The following is a 14836-nucleotide window of genomic DNA, read 5'->3' as shown; positions in this document are numbered from 1 at the left end:
CATCCATGCGCACCGAACAACCGAAGATGATTTACCTGAAGGACTATCAGGCGCCGGACTACCTGATCGACGAGACGCACCTGACCTTCGAGTTGTTCGAGGACCACAGCCTGGTCCACGCGCAGTTGGTGATGCGCCGCAACCCCGAGCGTGGCGCCGGCTTGCCGCCGTTGGTGCTGGACGGCCAGCAGCTCGAACTGTTGAGCGTGAACCTGGCTGACCAGGAATTGACGGACGCCGACTATCAGTTGACCGACAGCCACCTGACCGTGCAGCCCACGAGTGAGGCCTTCACCCTCGACACCACCGTCAAGATCCACCCGGAAACCAACACCGCCCTCGAAGGCTTGTACAAGTCCGGCAGCATGTTTTGCACCCAGTGCGAGGCCGAAGGGTTCCGCAAGATCACTTACTACCTCGACCGTCCGGACGTGATGAGTACCTTCACCACCACCGTGATCGCCGAGCAACACAGCTACCCGGTGCTGCTGTCCAACGGCAACCCGATTGCCAGCGGTCCTGGCGAAGACGGCCGTCACTGGGCCACCTGGGAAGACCCGTTCAAGAAGCCGGCGTACCTGTTCGCGCTGGTGGCCGGTGATTTGTGGTGTGTCGAAGACAGCTTCACCACCATGACCCGCCGTACCGTGGCGCTGCGTATCTATGTCGAGCCGGAAAATATCGACAAGTGCCAGCACGCCATGATCAGTTTGAAAAAATCCATGCGCTGGGATGAAGAGACCTACGGCCGGGAGTACGACCTCGACATCTTCATGATCGTCGCCGTCAACGACTTCAACATGGGCGCCATGGAGAACAAGGGCCTCAATATCTTCAACTCCAGCGCCGTGCTGGCCCGCGCCGAAACCGCCACCGACGCCGCACACCAGCGGGTCGAGGCGATCGTCGCCCATGAGTACTTCCACAACTGGTCGGGCAACCGCGTGACCTGTCGCGACTGGTTCCAACTGTCGCTCAAGGAAGGCTTCACCGTGTTCCGCGACTCGGGCTTCTCTGCGGACATGAACTCGGCCACGGTAAAACGCATCCAGGATGTGGCCTACCTGCGCACTCACCAGTTCGCCGAAGACGCCGGTCCCATGGCCCACGCCGTGCGCCCGGATAGCTTTATCGAGATTTCCAACTTCTACACCCTGACGGTGTACGAAAAGGGCTCGGAAGTGGTCGGTATGATCCACACGTTGCTCGGCGCCGAAGGCTTCCGCAAAGGTAGCGACCTCTATTTCGAACGCCATGACGGTCAGGCCGTGACCTGCGACGACTTCATCAAGGCCATGGAAGACGCCAACGGCGCCGACCTCAGCCAGTTCAAGCGTTGGTACAGCCAGGCCGGTACGCCACGCTTGGCGGTGAGCGAGTCCTACGATGCGGCGGCCAAAACCTACAGCCTGACTTTCCGCCAGAGCTGCCCGGAAACGCCGGACAAGGTGGAAAAGCTGCCGTTCGTGATGCCAGTGGCATTGGGTCTGCTGGACGCCAAGGGTGCCGCTATTGCGTTGCGCCTGGCCGGTGAGGCAAGCGCTGCCAGCACGTCCCGCGTGATTTCGGTGACCGAGGCCGAGCAGACCTTCACCTTCGTCGATATCGCTGAACAACCGCTGCCTTCGCTGCTGCGCGGTTTCTCGGCGCCGGTGAAACTGAGCTTCCCATACACCCGTGATCAGCTGATGTTCCTGATGCAGCACGACAGCGACGGCTTCAATCGCTGGGATGCCGGCCAGCAACTGTCGGTGCAGGTGTTGCAGGAGCTGATTGGCCAGTATCAAGCGGGTCAGCCGCTGAAGCTGGATCAGCGCCTGATCGACGCATTGCGCACGGTATTGAGCGATGAAAGCCTGGACCAGGCGATGGTCGCGGAAATGCTCTCGCTGCCAGGTGAAGCCTACCTGACGGAAATCAGTGAAGTGGCCGATGTCGACGCCATTCACACCGCTCGCGAGTTTGCCCGCAAACAACTGGCCGACCACCTGTTTGAAGGCTTGTGGCTGCGTTACCAGGCCAACCGCGAACTGTCCAAGCAAACCCCGTATGTGGCGGCTGCCGAGCACTTTGCCCTGCGTGCCTTGCAGAACATTGCGCTGTCGTACCTGATGCTCAGCGGCAAGCCGCAAGTGCTGGCGGCGACGTTGGACCAGTTCGATACCAGCGACAACATGACCGAACGCCTGACTGCATTGGCGGTGTTGGTGAATTCGCCGTTCGAGGCGGAAAAAGCCAAGGCCCTGGCGACGTTTGCCGAAACCTTCAAGGACAACCCGCTGGTCATGGACCAGTGGTTCAGCGTGCAGGCCGGCAGCGTGTTGCCGGGCGGGCTGGCGCGGGTCAAGGCGTTGATGGAACATCCGGCGTTCACTATCAAGAACCCGAACAAAGTACGCGCGCTAGTGGGCGCGTTTGCCGGGCAGAACCTGATCAACTTCCACGCCGCGGACGGTTCGGGCTATCGCTTCCTGGCGGACCTGGTGATTCAGTTGAACGGCTTCAACCCGCAGATCGCCTCGCGCCAGTTGGCGCCATTGACCCGCTGGCGCAAATACGACAGCGCGCGGCAGGCGCTGATGAAGGCGGAGCTGGAGCGCATTCGTGCCTGCGGTGAACTGTCGAGCGATGTGTTTGAGGTAGTCAGCAAGAGCCTTGCGTAAACCACGCAATTAAAAAACGGCCGGTAGGCCGTTTTTTTTCGCCCCGGATAGTGGGTGGCCGAGCTGCTGCTGACATTTTCTGACAGGGTGCTCTGATAAGCTGGCCACTTTCCTTTTCCGGTGGGCTCAATGTGTCGCGTACCACTCGTTTACTGACGTTGCTCCAGGCCCTGCGGGGCAAGAAGCGTCCGGTGACCGCTGCCGTGCTGGCGGCACAGTTGGAGGTGTCCGAGCGCACGCTGTATCGCGACATCGCCGAATTGACCGCGTTGGGGGCGCCGATTTTTGGCGAGGCCGGGGTAGGGTATGTGCTGCGCAGCGGGCTGTTTCTGCCGCCATTGATGCTCAACGCCGAGGAAACCGAAGCCATCGTGCTCGGCCTGCGCTATGTGGATCAGCGTGGCGACGACGTCTTGAGCCATGCCGCGGCCAATGCCTTGGCGAAAATTGCCGACGTGCTGGACCCTGCCGCCCAGGAAGCGTTGCGCAACCCGACGCTGCTACCTGGCCCGCCAGGGTTCGGCTACCCGGAAAACCGCGTACCGCTCAATGTGTTTCGCGAAGCCATTCGCAATCAGGCCAAATTGCATGTCGATTACGCCGATGCAAGCCAGACTCAGAGCCAACGGCTGATTTGGCCCCTGGCGCTGGGCTTTCTCAATGAGGTGCGGGTGATCGTGGCCTGGTGCGAACTGCGGGGCGCGTATCGCACCTTTCGCACCGACCGCGTGGCGGCCGCCGAGGCTCGGGGCGAGCGTTATCCGGGGCGCCGCAGTGACTGGCTGCGGGCCTGGCGCAAGTTGATGGAGCAGCAGCAATCCTCGCCGTTTACTCCTGACAAAAACTGACACAGCCCTGGTTTAGCATCGCGTCATAAATCACCACAAAGGAGTTGTGACATGTCCCTCGCTGAACTGGCCCCGGCCATCGCGGCCTATATTGCGGCAACCAATGCCCGCGACACCTCGGCTGTTGCCCACTGTTTTGCCGACGACGCCAACGTGTTCGATGAAGGTGCGCACCAGGTCGGCACCGCTGCCATCGCACGTTGGATGGAAGACACCGCGCAGCGTTATCAGTCCCGGGTCGAAGTACTTAACGTGCAGCATCGTACCGGCAAGGTATTGGTCAACAATGTGGTTTCCGGTAACTTCCCCGGTAGCCCGCTGGAGCTGCGCTATACCTTTCGCTTGAATGAACAGGGCAAGATTTCACGGCTGGATATCTCCTTGTAAGTCATAATGGCGCGCATGACTTTCGACTCGCCTCTCGCTGCTTATCAATACGCCACTGCCCAGTTAGGCTTCGTCGCCGACGATGCCCAGCGCCGCGCGGTGGATGCCCTGCAAGCCTGCCACCAGGCCTTGCATCAGGGGCGTTCGCCGATCCTCGGGGTTTACCTCTGGGGGCCGGTGGGCCGGGGCAAAACCTGCTTGATGGACCAGTTCTACCTTAGCCTGCGCGTGCCCGCGCGGCGCCAGCATTTTCATCACTTCATGGGCTGGGTACACCAGCGTTCGTTCCAGCTCACCGGCACCCATGACCCGTTGCAAGCGTTGGCCCGTGAGTTGGCCCAAGAGGTGCGCGTGCTGTGCTTTGACGAGTTGTTCGTCAATGACATCGGTGACGCAATCATCCTCGGCCGCTTGTTCCAGGTGATGTTCGAAGAAGGCGTGGTGATGGTCTGCACGTCCAATCAACCGCCCGAGCAGCTCTATGCCGGCGGCTTCAATCGCGAGCGCTTCCTGCCGGGCATTGCGGCGATCAAGCAGCACCTGCAAGTGGTTGCCGTAGACGGTGGCGAAGACCATCGCTTGCACCCGGGCGTCGGCGTGCAACGCTATTGGGTCGATCAACCGGATGCACTGGCCGCGGTGTTCAACCAATTGAGCGAGGGCCAAGCGGTGCGCCACGGGGAGGTCAGTGTCGGTCATCGCTGCATTGTGGCGGTGCAGGCCAGCGACACGGTGCTGTGGTGCCGGTATGCCGACCTGTGCGAGCAACCTTTGGCGGCGATGGATTTCATGCTGCTGTGTGATCGTTTCAAGGCGATCCTGCTGGGTGAGGTCCCCAACCTGAGTGCGCAAAAGCGTCCGGGGCGCATCGCCCGAGGCACCGAGGACGGTGTCCAGCGGGTGGCGGCCGGTGATCGCGAGTTGCCCGAGTTGTCAGTACACGATGACAGCGTGCGGCGCTTTATCGCCCTGGTGGATGAATGCTACGACCGCAAGGTGCCACTGTTCATCGAGGCTAAAGTGCCGTTGGAAAGTCTCTATACCGAAGGCTATCTGGAATTCCCTTTCCGGCGAACCTTGAGCCGCTTGCAGGAGATGCAATTGCAGCGCTTTGGGGTGTAGGAAAAAGCCTCGTGCAAGGCCTATAGCGGCTTTCGATGCGGATAACCTTCGCGCTTTCCGGCAGCTTTTTGTCGCTAATCTCCTTCATCTAGCGCCTGCTCCACGCTTACAATCGTCCTCCTCAGAGGGAGCTGATTCCCTTGTTTGTCGTTATCGAGGAAGGAAATGGATACCCCTGACATCCTGGTGCTGCAAGCCAGCTACACCAATCCTGTGCATGCCGAGGCCATCGCCCTGGTGCTCAATCATTACGCTGAAGACCCTATGGGTGGCGGCCACAGCCTGCCAGCCGATCTGCTGCAACAACTGCCGGCTGAACTGGCCAAGCGCCCGCATGCGTTCAGTGTCTTGGCATTCGTGGGAGGCGAGCCTGCGGGGTTGGTCAATTGCTTTGAAGGGTTTTCCACCTTCGCCTGCCGCCCGCTGGTCAATGTCCACGATGTGGCCGTGATGAATCAGTTTCGGGGCCTGGGGCTGAGCCAGAAAATGCTGCAGAAGGTCGAGGAGATCGCCCGTCAGCGTGGCTGCTGCAAGATCACCTTGGAAGTGCTCGAGGGCAATGCTGTGGCGCAATCGGCGTACCGCAAGTACGGTTTTGACGACTCGGTATTTGATCCGGCCCATGGGCGTATGTTGTTTTGGAATAAGCCGTTGTAATAAGTCACAGGCCAAAAAGGCGCCATTCAATGGCGCCAAGTTAAACTTTGCCAACGGAGCAAAATGGCACAGGGTAATGTGAATTAAGTAACGCTTAAATTAACTTTTTGGTTGTGGCTCTGCACTTGATTGATCAACAGTATCGCGCTTTAATGTCTTGCCGTCGGCGGACGCTGTTTGTTCATTGGTGCCGTGAGTTTTTTGCTGCACGAAGGTGAAGTTGTTGTAGAACTCTTTCGAGCGCTCCGATCCGTCTTCTGCGAAAGCGGCCGCAGAGGTCAGGGTTATCAGGCCAGCAAGCATCAAAGTCGAGAGTTTCATCAAGGTGTTCCCAGTCAGTGTGATCGGTGTCCGTTCGGTCCCTGATCGGAGTCATGGGGCGATTGTGCGGGCAACTTATTAAGCGGGTATTAACGTGGGAAGCACCGAAAGTTAACAATATCGTTAACTTTGGGTGAGGGTGGTTAGAGTTTCCAGTCCAGTGCCAAGGTTATCGAGCGAGGGTCCCCCCAGTACACGCCATTATAAAAGCCGACGCGTTCATAATATTTTTTATCGAACAGGTTGTTGACGTTAACCGAAGCCGAAACATGTTCGTCGAACTGGTAGCGCGACATCAGGTTGACCACGGTGTAGGCCTGCTGGGTGATCTTGGTGGAGTCGGTGAGCAGGTAGCCATCCTGGTCCCGACCGCCGATCGGCCGCTCGGCGAAGTCGTAGAAGTCGCTCTGCCAATTGACTGCGCCGCCCACCGTCAACCCGCGCCACGCCCCCGGCAGGCGATAGGCCGTCGACATCTTCAGCATGTTCATCGGCTGGTCGGTGTTGTTGCGCTGCTTATCCCCGTTGAGCGAATGGGTGTAGGTGTAGCCCGCCGTGAGGTTCCAGTCCGGCATGATTTCGCCCGATACCTCCACTTCAAAGCCTTGCACCTTGTTGCCTTTGCCGCCGGATTTGTAGAACTGCTCGCGGGTGACCGGGTCTGGCGGGGCCGCATTGTCGAGTTCGGCGACGTTATCCTGGGTGCTCCAGAAATACGCTGTGGACAGGTTCAAACGCTCATTGAGCAGGCTGCCCTTGAGGCCGATTTCATAGTTACTGCCGACCACCGGTTCGAGATATTTTTTGCTGGCGTCCCGCTCGTCCTGGGGGTTGAAGATATCGGTGTAGCTGGCGTACACCGTGTATTCCGGCGTCAGGTCGTAGAGCACGCCTGCGTAAGGTGTCCACATATCCGTGTGGGTCTGGCTGGATTTGGTTGAGGCGGTCAACTGGTTATCGAGGTTGTATTTGGGAGAGACGCTTTCGATTTCCCAACTGCCATATCGGCTGCCCAGTACTGCGTGCAACTTCTCGGTCAAGCTCAAGCGCGTGGCGAGGTAGCCGGCCTTCTGTTTTTTGCTGCTGTGTTCACCCTTGAGGCCGGTGGTGCGGTCGGCGAATTTGCCGATGCCGCCCATGTGCTTCCAGTCTTCGATGGTTTCGTAGCCTTGGGGTGTTACAAAACGTTGGAAGGGGGACGTGTCGCGCTGCTCGGATTCGCCGTAACCCACCATCAACTCATGTTCGCGCCCCAACAGCGAATAGGCGCCCGCCAGGTTAAAGTCCACCGCATCCATTTTCGAGGTGCCGACCATCTGGTTGGTCCAGGCCGTCATGCCGCTGCCATCGGCATTCGGAAAACCGGCGCCGCCGTAATATACCTTGCCGTCGGTATCGCTTTGCCGATGGGTGTATGCGGCTTTCAGGCGCCAGTCCGTCGACAGCTTGTGGTCGATGGAGGCTAAGGTGGTCTTGTCCTTCAGTGGCCAGGAACTCCAGTCGGCCGCGAGGTTGGCCGAGCGCGAAAGATTGGCCTTGCTGCCGTCGCTGTTCCAGTAGGGCAAGGTGCCCCAGGAAGTGCCTTGCACGTGTTTGTTCTGGTAGTCGAAGCCTACGGCTACCACGGTGTCGTCCGTCAGGTCGGCTTCCAGAATGCCGTAGCCCACTTCCCGTTGCAGCGCGTAGTTGTCGCGAAAGGATTGGCTGTCACGGTAAGCCATCACTGTGCGCCCGCGCAGCCGGCCGTCAAAGGCCAGTGGGCCGCCCACATCCAGGTAGCTGTAGTAGTTGTCATGGCTGGCGCCGCTGACGCCGGTCTTGGCTTGCCACTGAGCGGTCGGGCGTTTGCGGATCATGTTGACGGTGGCCGAGGGATCGCCGGCACCGGTGGTCAGGCCGGTGGCGCCGCGTACTACTTCGATACGGTCGTAGATGATGGTGTCCGAGTCGGACTTCATGCGCCCGAACGTATTGAGCATGCCATCCACTTGGAAGTTATTGATCGAATAACCCCTGGAGGAGTAACTGGCCCGGTCCGAATCCAAATGCTGAACCGTCACGCCGGTGGTCTGGCGCAAGGCGTCGGTCAGGGTATTGAGATTGAAATCGTCCATCTGCTGGCGGGTGACCACCGAAATGGATTGAGGGGTTTCCTTGATCGACAGGTTCAGCCGGGTGGCGGTGCTCATCGAGCTGGTGGTGTAGGCCCCGGTGTGCTCGGTATTGGCACCCAAGCCTTCGGCGGTGATGTTGGTGCTGCCTAGCTCCAGCGCGGGAGGCGGTATCTGTTCGGGGTCGGTTTCAGCCCGCAGGTCAGGGCTCAGCACCAGGCTGAACAGGCTGAGGGTAAAGGTCATGGAACGGGTAAGGGGCGCGAACATCGCGGAAGACTCCTTGTCGTCTTTGCGGCCTTCTCAGTAAGAAAAGACCTTGGCTCAAAGACGAAAGGAGGCGTGGAACTTTAGGTTTAAACGAGAATAATTGTTATCTTTCTGTTACGAAGCCTGTTTACTTGATCACCACGTCGGCAGTCTCGGCGGTCTTCGGTTTGATCAGGCTGAAGTCGATCAGGGCTTTCTGCTGGGACTCGTAGGGGTTGCCGATCAGCAACGGGCGCGGTTTGAAGCTGTCGCTGACCAGGCTTTTGCTGTGGTCCAGCCCATCGAAACTTAGACCGGCCAAGTCAGCCCAGGTGTGGATCAGCTGTGAGCTGCTGTAGGGCCGTTGCAGGTCACCGGCAAATTTCCAGTCGTGGCTTTCGCGCCATTTAGGTGAGGCGTAGGCCATGAATGGGATGGTGTACATCGGCGCCGTCGGCTTGCCTTCGTTACGGCCCAGGGTGCTGCGGCCTGCGGAGTCGAACACGTCTTCACCGTGGTCCGACAGGTACAGCAGGAAACCGTTGGGGTCGGTCTTGGCGTAGTCCTTGATCAGGCTCGATACCACGAAGTCGTTGTACAGCACCGCGTTGTCGTAGCTGTTGTAGACCGGCAACTGAGCATCGCTGATAGCGTCCGGAACGCCCTGGCGATCGGTGAACTTCTCGAAGGTTGGCGGATAGCGGTACTGGTAGCTCATGTGCGTGCCCAGCAGGTGGACCACGATGAGCTTGCGCTCGGCAGTGTCGGCCAGGGCCTTGGCGAACGGCGCCAGCACGTCACCGTCGTATTGGCGGGCGTTCTGGTTGCGGTTGTTGTTCAGGTAGACCTGCTCGTCGGCCTGTTCGGAAAAGGTCGTGAGCATGGTGTTGCGCTTGGTCATGGTCTGCTGGTTGGTGATCCAGAAGGTTTTGTAGCCGGCCTGCTTCATCATGCTGACAATCGACGGCGTCTTGAGGTAGAGGTCCGGGTTCTCTTCGTCGGCGAAGGTCAGGACCTGTTGCAGCGCTTCAATCGTGTAGGGGCGAGGGGTAATGACGTTATCGAACACCGCCAGTTGGTCACGCAGTTTGTCCAGTTCCGGCGTAGTACTGCGCGGGTAGCCATAGAGGCTCATGCGCTGACGGTTGGTGGACTCGCCGATCACCAACACCAGGGTCGAAGGCTGGCCGGCCATGCTGTCCTTAAGGTTTTTCAACGGTGGGATCTGGCTGGCGCTGGTCAGCATGCCTTGCATGTTGTCCAGTTGCTCGGTGTAGCGGCGGTAGGCGACGATCATTTGCCATGGCACGGCCGGCTCGATGCGGGATTCGAAGCGGTCGATGGCCTGTTCCATGGTTCCGCTCGTGGCGATCTGCTTGACCAGCGGGTAGCCGACGACGGCCAGCACAATGGCTACCGCTGCCACTATCGACTGGCCGCGAGGCAGGTAAACCGGGCGCAAGCGCGTCCACAGGAAGATGGCGAAGGCGGTGTGCGCAATGAAAGCCAGCACGATCCACCAGGCGAAATATTGGGTGGCGTATTCGCCCGCTTCAGAAATGTTCGACTCGAACATGATGAAGATGACGCTCTGGGAGAATTCCTGCTGATAAATGAAGAAATAACCCAGGCTGGCCATGGAGCAAGCCCACAGCACTACACCGATCAGGGCGGCCAGCAGGCGTGTACGGTGTGGGAATAACAACATCGGCGCCAACCACAGTGCACTCATGAAGAAGGCTTGGCGAAAGCCACTGAAACCGGAAGTGCCGGTCAGTTGAATCAGCAGTTGGGTAATACCCGAGAAGTACCAGAAAAACAGGAACAGCCAACCCAAGCCGGCCCAATCAAAACCTTTCGCAGACGTAGTGCTGCGTTTGAACATCGCCATCCAGCGCTCCAACCCAATAATTTTTCAGCTGACGCGCAGGAACGCACGCAGCAGAGGCCGCCCTTGTGTGAGGCGGCCCTTCGGGCGCGAGTATCGTGATGGGCGTGTGAAAACTTTGTGAGTTTTTTGTAGGGATTGCCTCACAAAGCCGTTCAGCAGAGGGCGGGCTGTGGGCTGGAAGGCTTATCCAGCTGGCCTTGCAGGTGTGAGCGCAGGCGCAAGACTTCCTGTTGCAGTTGGTCGCGTTCGGCCTTCAATTGGCGCAACTCGTCACGACGGATGCTGACGTAGAGGGTCTGTGGCGGGCGGGTCATCTGTGCTGTGCTCATTGCTTACCTCGCAAATAGCCGGTAGATCGCGGTGCCAGAACGCATGATTCAAGGTTCTCGGCATCAGTCGGAGGCAATTCTGAATTCTTTTCAGTATCAATGGAACTTTTATATTTTTAGTGGTCGTGTGACTTTTGCGGGGGTGATGGTGAAATGCTGGCTACTTTTTTGTCATGAAACTACGCCGATCTGCGCTGGACTAACCCTCATTAGCCTCGTTGCGCTATAAACTATGCCACACATTTTTTAGTAGTTAGGAGCATCAGCACATGCAACTGGGGATTATTGGACTAGGCCGCATGGGCGGTAATATTGCGCGGCGCCTGATGCTCAATGGGCATACCACCGTTGTTTACGACCGTAACGAAGCATTTGTCAAAGGCCTGAGCGAAGAGGGCGCCACCGGCGTCGCCGATTTGAAGGCGCTGGTCGCCGGGCTGCAAAAGCCTCGCGCCGTGTGGGTGATGCTGCCGGCAGGTGACCCCACCGAAAACACCATCAATGAGTTGAGCGAGCTGTTGGACGACGGTGACGTGATCATCGACGGCGGCAACACCAACTACAAGGACGACGTGCGTCGCGCCAAGGCCCTGTCGGAAAAAGGCCTGCACTACGTCGACGTCGGCACCTCGGGCGGTGTCTGGGGCCTGGAGCGTGGCTACTGCATGATGATCGGTGGCGACACCGAGACCGTGCAGCGCCTCGACCCGATCTTCGCCAGCCTGGCGCCGGGCCTGGGTACCATCCCGCGTACCAAGGACCGCTCCGCCGCCGCTGACCCCCGCGCCGAGCACGGTTACATTCATGCGGGCCCTGCGGGTTCCGGGCACTTCGTAAAGATGATTCACAACGGCATCGAGTACGGGATGATGCAGGCGTTTGCCGAAGGCTTTGACATCCTCAAGACCAAAAACTCGGAAAACCTGGCCGAAGACCAGCGCTTTGACCTGAATGTTGCCGATATCGCCGAAGTCTGGCGCCGTGGCAGCGTGGTGTCGTCCTGGCTGCTGGACCTGACCGCCGACGCCTTGGCCACCGACCCGAAACTCGACGGCTATTCCGGCTCGGTTGCCGACAGCGGTGAAGGCCGCTGGACCATCGAAGCCGCCATGGAACAAGCCGTGCCGGTGCCGGTGTTGTCCACGTCTTTGTTTGCGCGTTTCCGCTCGCGCCAGCAGAGCACCTACGGTGACAAAATGCTCTCTGCCATGCGCTTTGGCTTCGGTGGTCACGTGGAGACTTCCAAAAAATGACCGATAACGGCAAGAAACCCAAGACCGAACCCGCTCCTCCCACCACGCTGTTTCTGTTTGGCGCCCATGGCGACCTGGTCAAGCGCCTGCTCATGCCGGCCTTGTACAACCTGAGTCGTGACGGGCTGCTGGGCAACGGCCTGCGCATTGTCGGCGTTGATCACAACGCCATCAGCGATGCCGACTTTGCCAAAAAACTCGAGGACTTCATTCGCACCGAAGCCGCGAGCAAGGTCAAGGGCAATGCCGACAACGCACTGGACCCACAGCTGTGGGCGCAGTTGGCCAACGGTATCAGCTACGTCGAGGGTGATTTCCTCGACGACGGCACCTACGCGGATATTGCCAAGAAAATCACCGACAGCGGCACCGGCAATGCGGTGTTCTACCTGGCCACCGCACCGCGTTTCTTCAGTGAAGTGGTGCAGCGCCTGGGCAGTGCCGGTCTGTTGACGGAAACCGACGATCACTTCCGCCGCGTGGTGATCGAAAAGCCGTTCGGTTCCGATCTGGCCACCGCCGAAGCCTTGAACGCCTGCTTGCTCAAGGTGATGAGCGAGAAGCAGATCTATCGCATCGATCATTACCTGGGCAAGGAAACGGTACAGAACATCCTGATCAGCCGTTTCTCCAACGTGCTGTTCGAAGCGTTCTGGAACAACCATTACATCGACCACGTACAAATCACCGCCGCCGAAACCGTCGGCGTGGAAACCCGGGGTAATTTCTTCGAAAAAACCGGCACCCTGCGCGACATGGTGCCCAACCACCTGTTCCAACTGCTGGCGATGGTCGCCATGGAGCCGCCGGCGGCGTTTGGCGCCGACGCAGTGCGGGGTGAAAAGGCCAAGGTGATCGGTGCCGTGCGCCCCTGGTCCGCAGCGGATGCGCGGGCTAATTCGGTGCGTGGGCAGTACGCCGCCGGTGAGATTGGCGGCAAGCAGGTGCCCGGCTACCGCGAAGAAGCCAACGTCGCGCCCGACAGCAGCACCGAGACGTTCGTCGCCCTGAAAGTGATGATCGACAACTGGCGCTGGGTGGGTGTGCCGTTCTACCTGCGCACTGGCAAGCGCATGAGCATTCGCGATACCGAGATCGTGATCTGCTTCAAGCCAGCGCCCTATGCGCAGTTCCGCGACACTGAGGTGAGTGAACTCAAGCCCACTTTCCTTAAGATCCAGATCCAGCCCAACGAAGGCATGTGGTTTGACCTGCTGGCGAAAAGGCCTGGGCCGACCTTGGACATGGCTAACATTGAGTTGGGGTTTGCCTACGAAGACTTCTTCGAAATGCAGCCGTCGACGGGTTACGAAACCTTGATCTACGATTGCATGACCGGCGATCAGACCCTTTTCCAGCGCGCCGACAACATCGAAAACGGCTGGCGTGCGGTGCAGCCGTTTCTCGATGCGTGGAAGGAAGATGACGGGATTCAGGCCTACAAGGCCGGTGAAGATGGCCCTGCAGCGGCTGATGCGTTGCTGGCCCGCGATGGCCGCGCCTGGCACTCGCTCGGATGAGTGATGCAACGAATCATCCCATCCGGTTTGTATTGAGTGATATGGACGGCACTTTATTGCGTCCGGATCACACCCCGACCCGGCGCACCCTTTCAACGGTTCGCGCTTTGCGTGAAGCGGGCGTGTTGTTCAGCCTTGCCAGTGGGCGTCCGCCCAAGGCCATGTTGAAGATGATCCAAGCGTTTGGCATCGACGTGCCGGTGGCGGGCTTCAATGGAGGCACGCTGGTCAACCCTGACGGAACTGTGCTGGTGGCGCACCGCCTGCCGGCGGAGGCGGCGCTGGTGACATTGGCGCTGTTTTCCGGGGAGCCGGACGTGGAAGTCTGGCTGTTTGCCGACGGCGAATGGCTGCGGCGCGACCCGCCTGGGCCGATGGTGGCGGTTGAAACCGCTGGCCTGGGGTATGGGCCGCTGGTGGTGGAGAGTTTCGAACCTTACCTGGATCGGGTCGACAAGATCGTCGCCGCCAGTCGCAACACGCAATTGCTGGTGGAGCTGGAATCGCAATTACAGCCCAAGGTGCAGGGCTTGGCCCAAGTATCGCGTTCGCAACCGATCTACCTGGATGTAACCGCCATGATGGCCAACAAAGGCGAGGCCTTGAAAACCTTGGCCGCGCACCTCGGGGTGCCTTTGGCACAGACGGCGGTTATCGGCGATGGTGGCAACGACCCGGCGATGTTTCATGTGGCCGGGTTGTCGATTGCCATGGGGCAGGCTGAAGAGGCCGTCAAGCGCCAAGCCGATGTCGTCACCGGCAGCAATCTTGAGGACGGTGCGGCGCAAGCGATCGAGCGGTTTATTCTCAAGGTGCCACACAAAGTGTTCGATACGCCAAGTTAGAGCATCGGCGTTTTAATACTGAAGTGGCGAGCCCTGCCGTTTACAGCGCAGTGCTCGCCAGTTGCAGTTTCGAATTACTTCGGCATGGCCCAAGACTGCAGCTGGTGGCCATCTTTATCGAGCTCGGCGCGCGCCTGCAATAACAAGTCTTCTAGTTGCGCCGGGTCGGTGTAGGTACTCGATGACAGCTGCTTAGTGCCGATACGGGTATTGGTGCGGTCGATGACGCTCAGGCTGAGGGCGCCGTTGCCATCATGCCAGGCCACGCACTGGAAGGGCCGGAAAGCACGGTCTGCGATCAAAAGAGCTTCGTTGATGCGGAGCGGGGCGTTCATGTAGGTCTTCTCTCTAAATGCCCAATCAAGTGAGTGCCGTCGGTTGGGCTGACCGTGCGGCGAGTTACTTGTACTGATGCGCGATGGCGGGGTACGGGTCACATGTTAGAGCAACAAATTTCAACTTTCCGTGATTAGCGTCATGTAAGCGGCTGTTTTGAAAGCCGAATACGGCACTCATCGGGAACGGCTTTTTTTGTCGGAGCTGACGCTTGAGTGGCTTTTTGCCAAAACATATAGCAAAACGATACAAGGCAACTGTCAAGATTTTGATACTGTAACGTACAAGCATCACAAACCTTTGT

Annotated in this window: 13 protein-coding genes; 8 read left to right on the top strand and 5 right to left on the bottom strand. The window is 59.0% G+C overall.

What is annotated here, in order from left to right:
- Window positions 1-5: 5 nt before the first annotated feature.
- The 5 genes from pepN to ACP7CJ_RS25280 all read left to right on the top strand — a co-directional run bounded on the left by pepN (window position 6) and on the right by ACP7CJ_RS25280 (window position 5677).
- Entirely contained in the window at window positions 6-2663 is a 2658-nt protein-coding gene (pepN, locus tag ACP7CJ_RS25300; RefSeq protein WP_426102559.1) for an aminopeptidase N, read from the top strand.
- Window positions 2664-2794: 131 nt separating this feature from the next.
- Window positions 2795-3511 (top strand): helix-turn-helix transcriptional regulator, encoded by a 717-nt coding sequence (locus ACP7CJ_RS25295; RefSeq protein ID WP_247395734.1) that lies wholly within the window; start codon window positions 2795-2797, stop codon window positions 3509-3511.
- A 51-nt stretch (window positions 3512-3562) separates the two neighbouring features.
- A complete protein-coding gene (locus tag ACP7CJ_RS25290; protein ID WP_276193301.1) occupies window positions 3563-3898 on the top strand; it encodes a nuclear transport factor 2 family protein in 336 nt (111 codons plus the stop codon).
- A 15-nt stretch (window positions 3899-3913) separates the two neighbouring features.
- The gene (zapE, locus tag ACP7CJ_RS25285) at window positions 3914-5020 is read left to right on the top strand and encodes a cell division protein ZapE (RefSeq protein ID WP_426102557.1); all 1107 of its coding nucleotides are present in this window, start codon (window positions 3914-3916) and stop codon (window positions 5018-5020) included.
- Between the two features lie 165 nt (window positions 5021-5185).
- Window positions 5186-5677, top strand: coding sequence for a GNAT family N-acetyltransferase (locus ACP7CJ_RS25280; protein ID WP_276193300.1), 492 nt, complete (start codon window positions 5186-5188; stop codon window positions 5675-5677).
- 99 nt (window positions 5678-5776) lie between these two features.
- Here the strand turns inward: ACP7CJ_RS25280 and ACP7CJ_RS25275 are convergent, their stop codons facing one another.
- The 4 genes from ACP7CJ_RS25275 to ACP7CJ_RS25260 all read right to left on the bottom strand — a co-directional run bounded on the left by ACP7CJ_RS25275 (window position 5777) and on the right by ACP7CJ_RS25260 (window position 10578).
- Entirely contained in the window at window positions 5777-5998 is a 222-nt protein-coding gene (locus ACP7CJ_RS25275; protein ID WP_426102555.1) for a hypothetical protein, read from the bottom strand.
- 143 nt (window positions 5999-6141) lie between these two features.
- Complete coding sequence (locus ACP7CJ_RS25270; RefSeq protein ID WP_426102553.1) at window positions 6142-8379, bottom strand: TonB-dependent siderophore receptor; 2238 nt, start codon at window positions 8377-8379, stop codon at window positions 6142-6144.
- A 127-nt stretch (window positions 8380-8506) separates the two neighbouring features.
- A complete protein-coding gene (locus ACP7CJ_RS25265; protein WP_426102551.1) occupies window positions 8507-10249 on the bottom strand; it encodes a phosphoethanolamine transferase CptA in 1743 nt (580 codons plus the stop codon).
- Window positions 10250-10401: 152 nt separating this feature from the next.
- Complete coding sequence (locus ACP7CJ_RS25260) at window positions 10402-10578, bottom strand: DUF6026 family protein (protein WP_276193295.1); 177 nt, start codon at window positions 10576-10578, stop codon at window positions 10402-10404.
- A gap of 269 nt (window positions 10579-10847) precedes the next feature.
- Between ACP7CJ_RS25260 and gnd the strand changes: the two genes are divergently transcribed.
- The 3 genes from gnd to ACP7CJ_RS25245 are packed head-to-tail and all read left to right on the top strand — an operon-like array spanning window position 10848 to window position 14196.
- Window positions 10848-11831 carry a phosphogluconate dehydrogenase (NAD(+)-dependent, decarboxylating) gene (gene gnd / locus ACP7CJ_RS25255; protein WP_276193294.1) on the top strand — a complete coding sequence of 328 codons (984 nt, stop codon included), beginning with the start codon at window positions 10848-10850 and terminating at the stop codon, window positions 11829-11831.
- Complete coding sequence (gene zwf, locus ACP7CJ_RS25250) at window positions 11828-13351, top strand: glucose-6-phosphate dehydrogenase (RefSeq protein WP_276193293.1); 1524 nt, start codon at window positions 11828-11830, stop codon at window positions 13349-13351. Before gnd ends, zwf begins: the two co-directional genes overlap by 4 nt.
- Window positions 13348-14196, top strand: a complete 849-nt coding sequence (locus ACP7CJ_RS25245) for an HAD family hydrolase (protein ID WP_426102549.1) — start codon at window positions 13348-13350, stop codon at window positions 14194-14196. Before zwf ends, ACP7CJ_RS25245 begins: the two co-directional genes overlap by 4 nt.
- A 74-nt stretch (window positions 14197-14270) precedes the next feature.
- Here ACP7CJ_RS25245 and ACP7CJ_RS25240 read toward each other — a convergent pair whose 3' ends face one another.
- Entirely contained in the window at window positions 14271-14531 is a 261-nt protein-coding gene (locus ACP7CJ_RS25240; RefSeq protein WP_253395286.1) for a hypothetical protein, read from the bottom strand.
- Between the last annotated feature and the right edge of the window lie 305 nt (window positions 14532-14836).

It is taken from the genome of Pseudomonas sp. PSPC3-2 (genome assembly GCF_049897085.1).
Taxonomy (GTDB): domain Bacteria; phylum Pseudomonadota; class Gammaproteobacteria; order Pseudomonadales; family Pseudomonadaceae; genus Aquipseudomonas; species Aquipseudomonas paraveronii.
The sequence above is the reverse complement of the archived record's forward strand: the minus strand, read 5'-3'. Positions and strand labels throughout refer to the sequence as shown.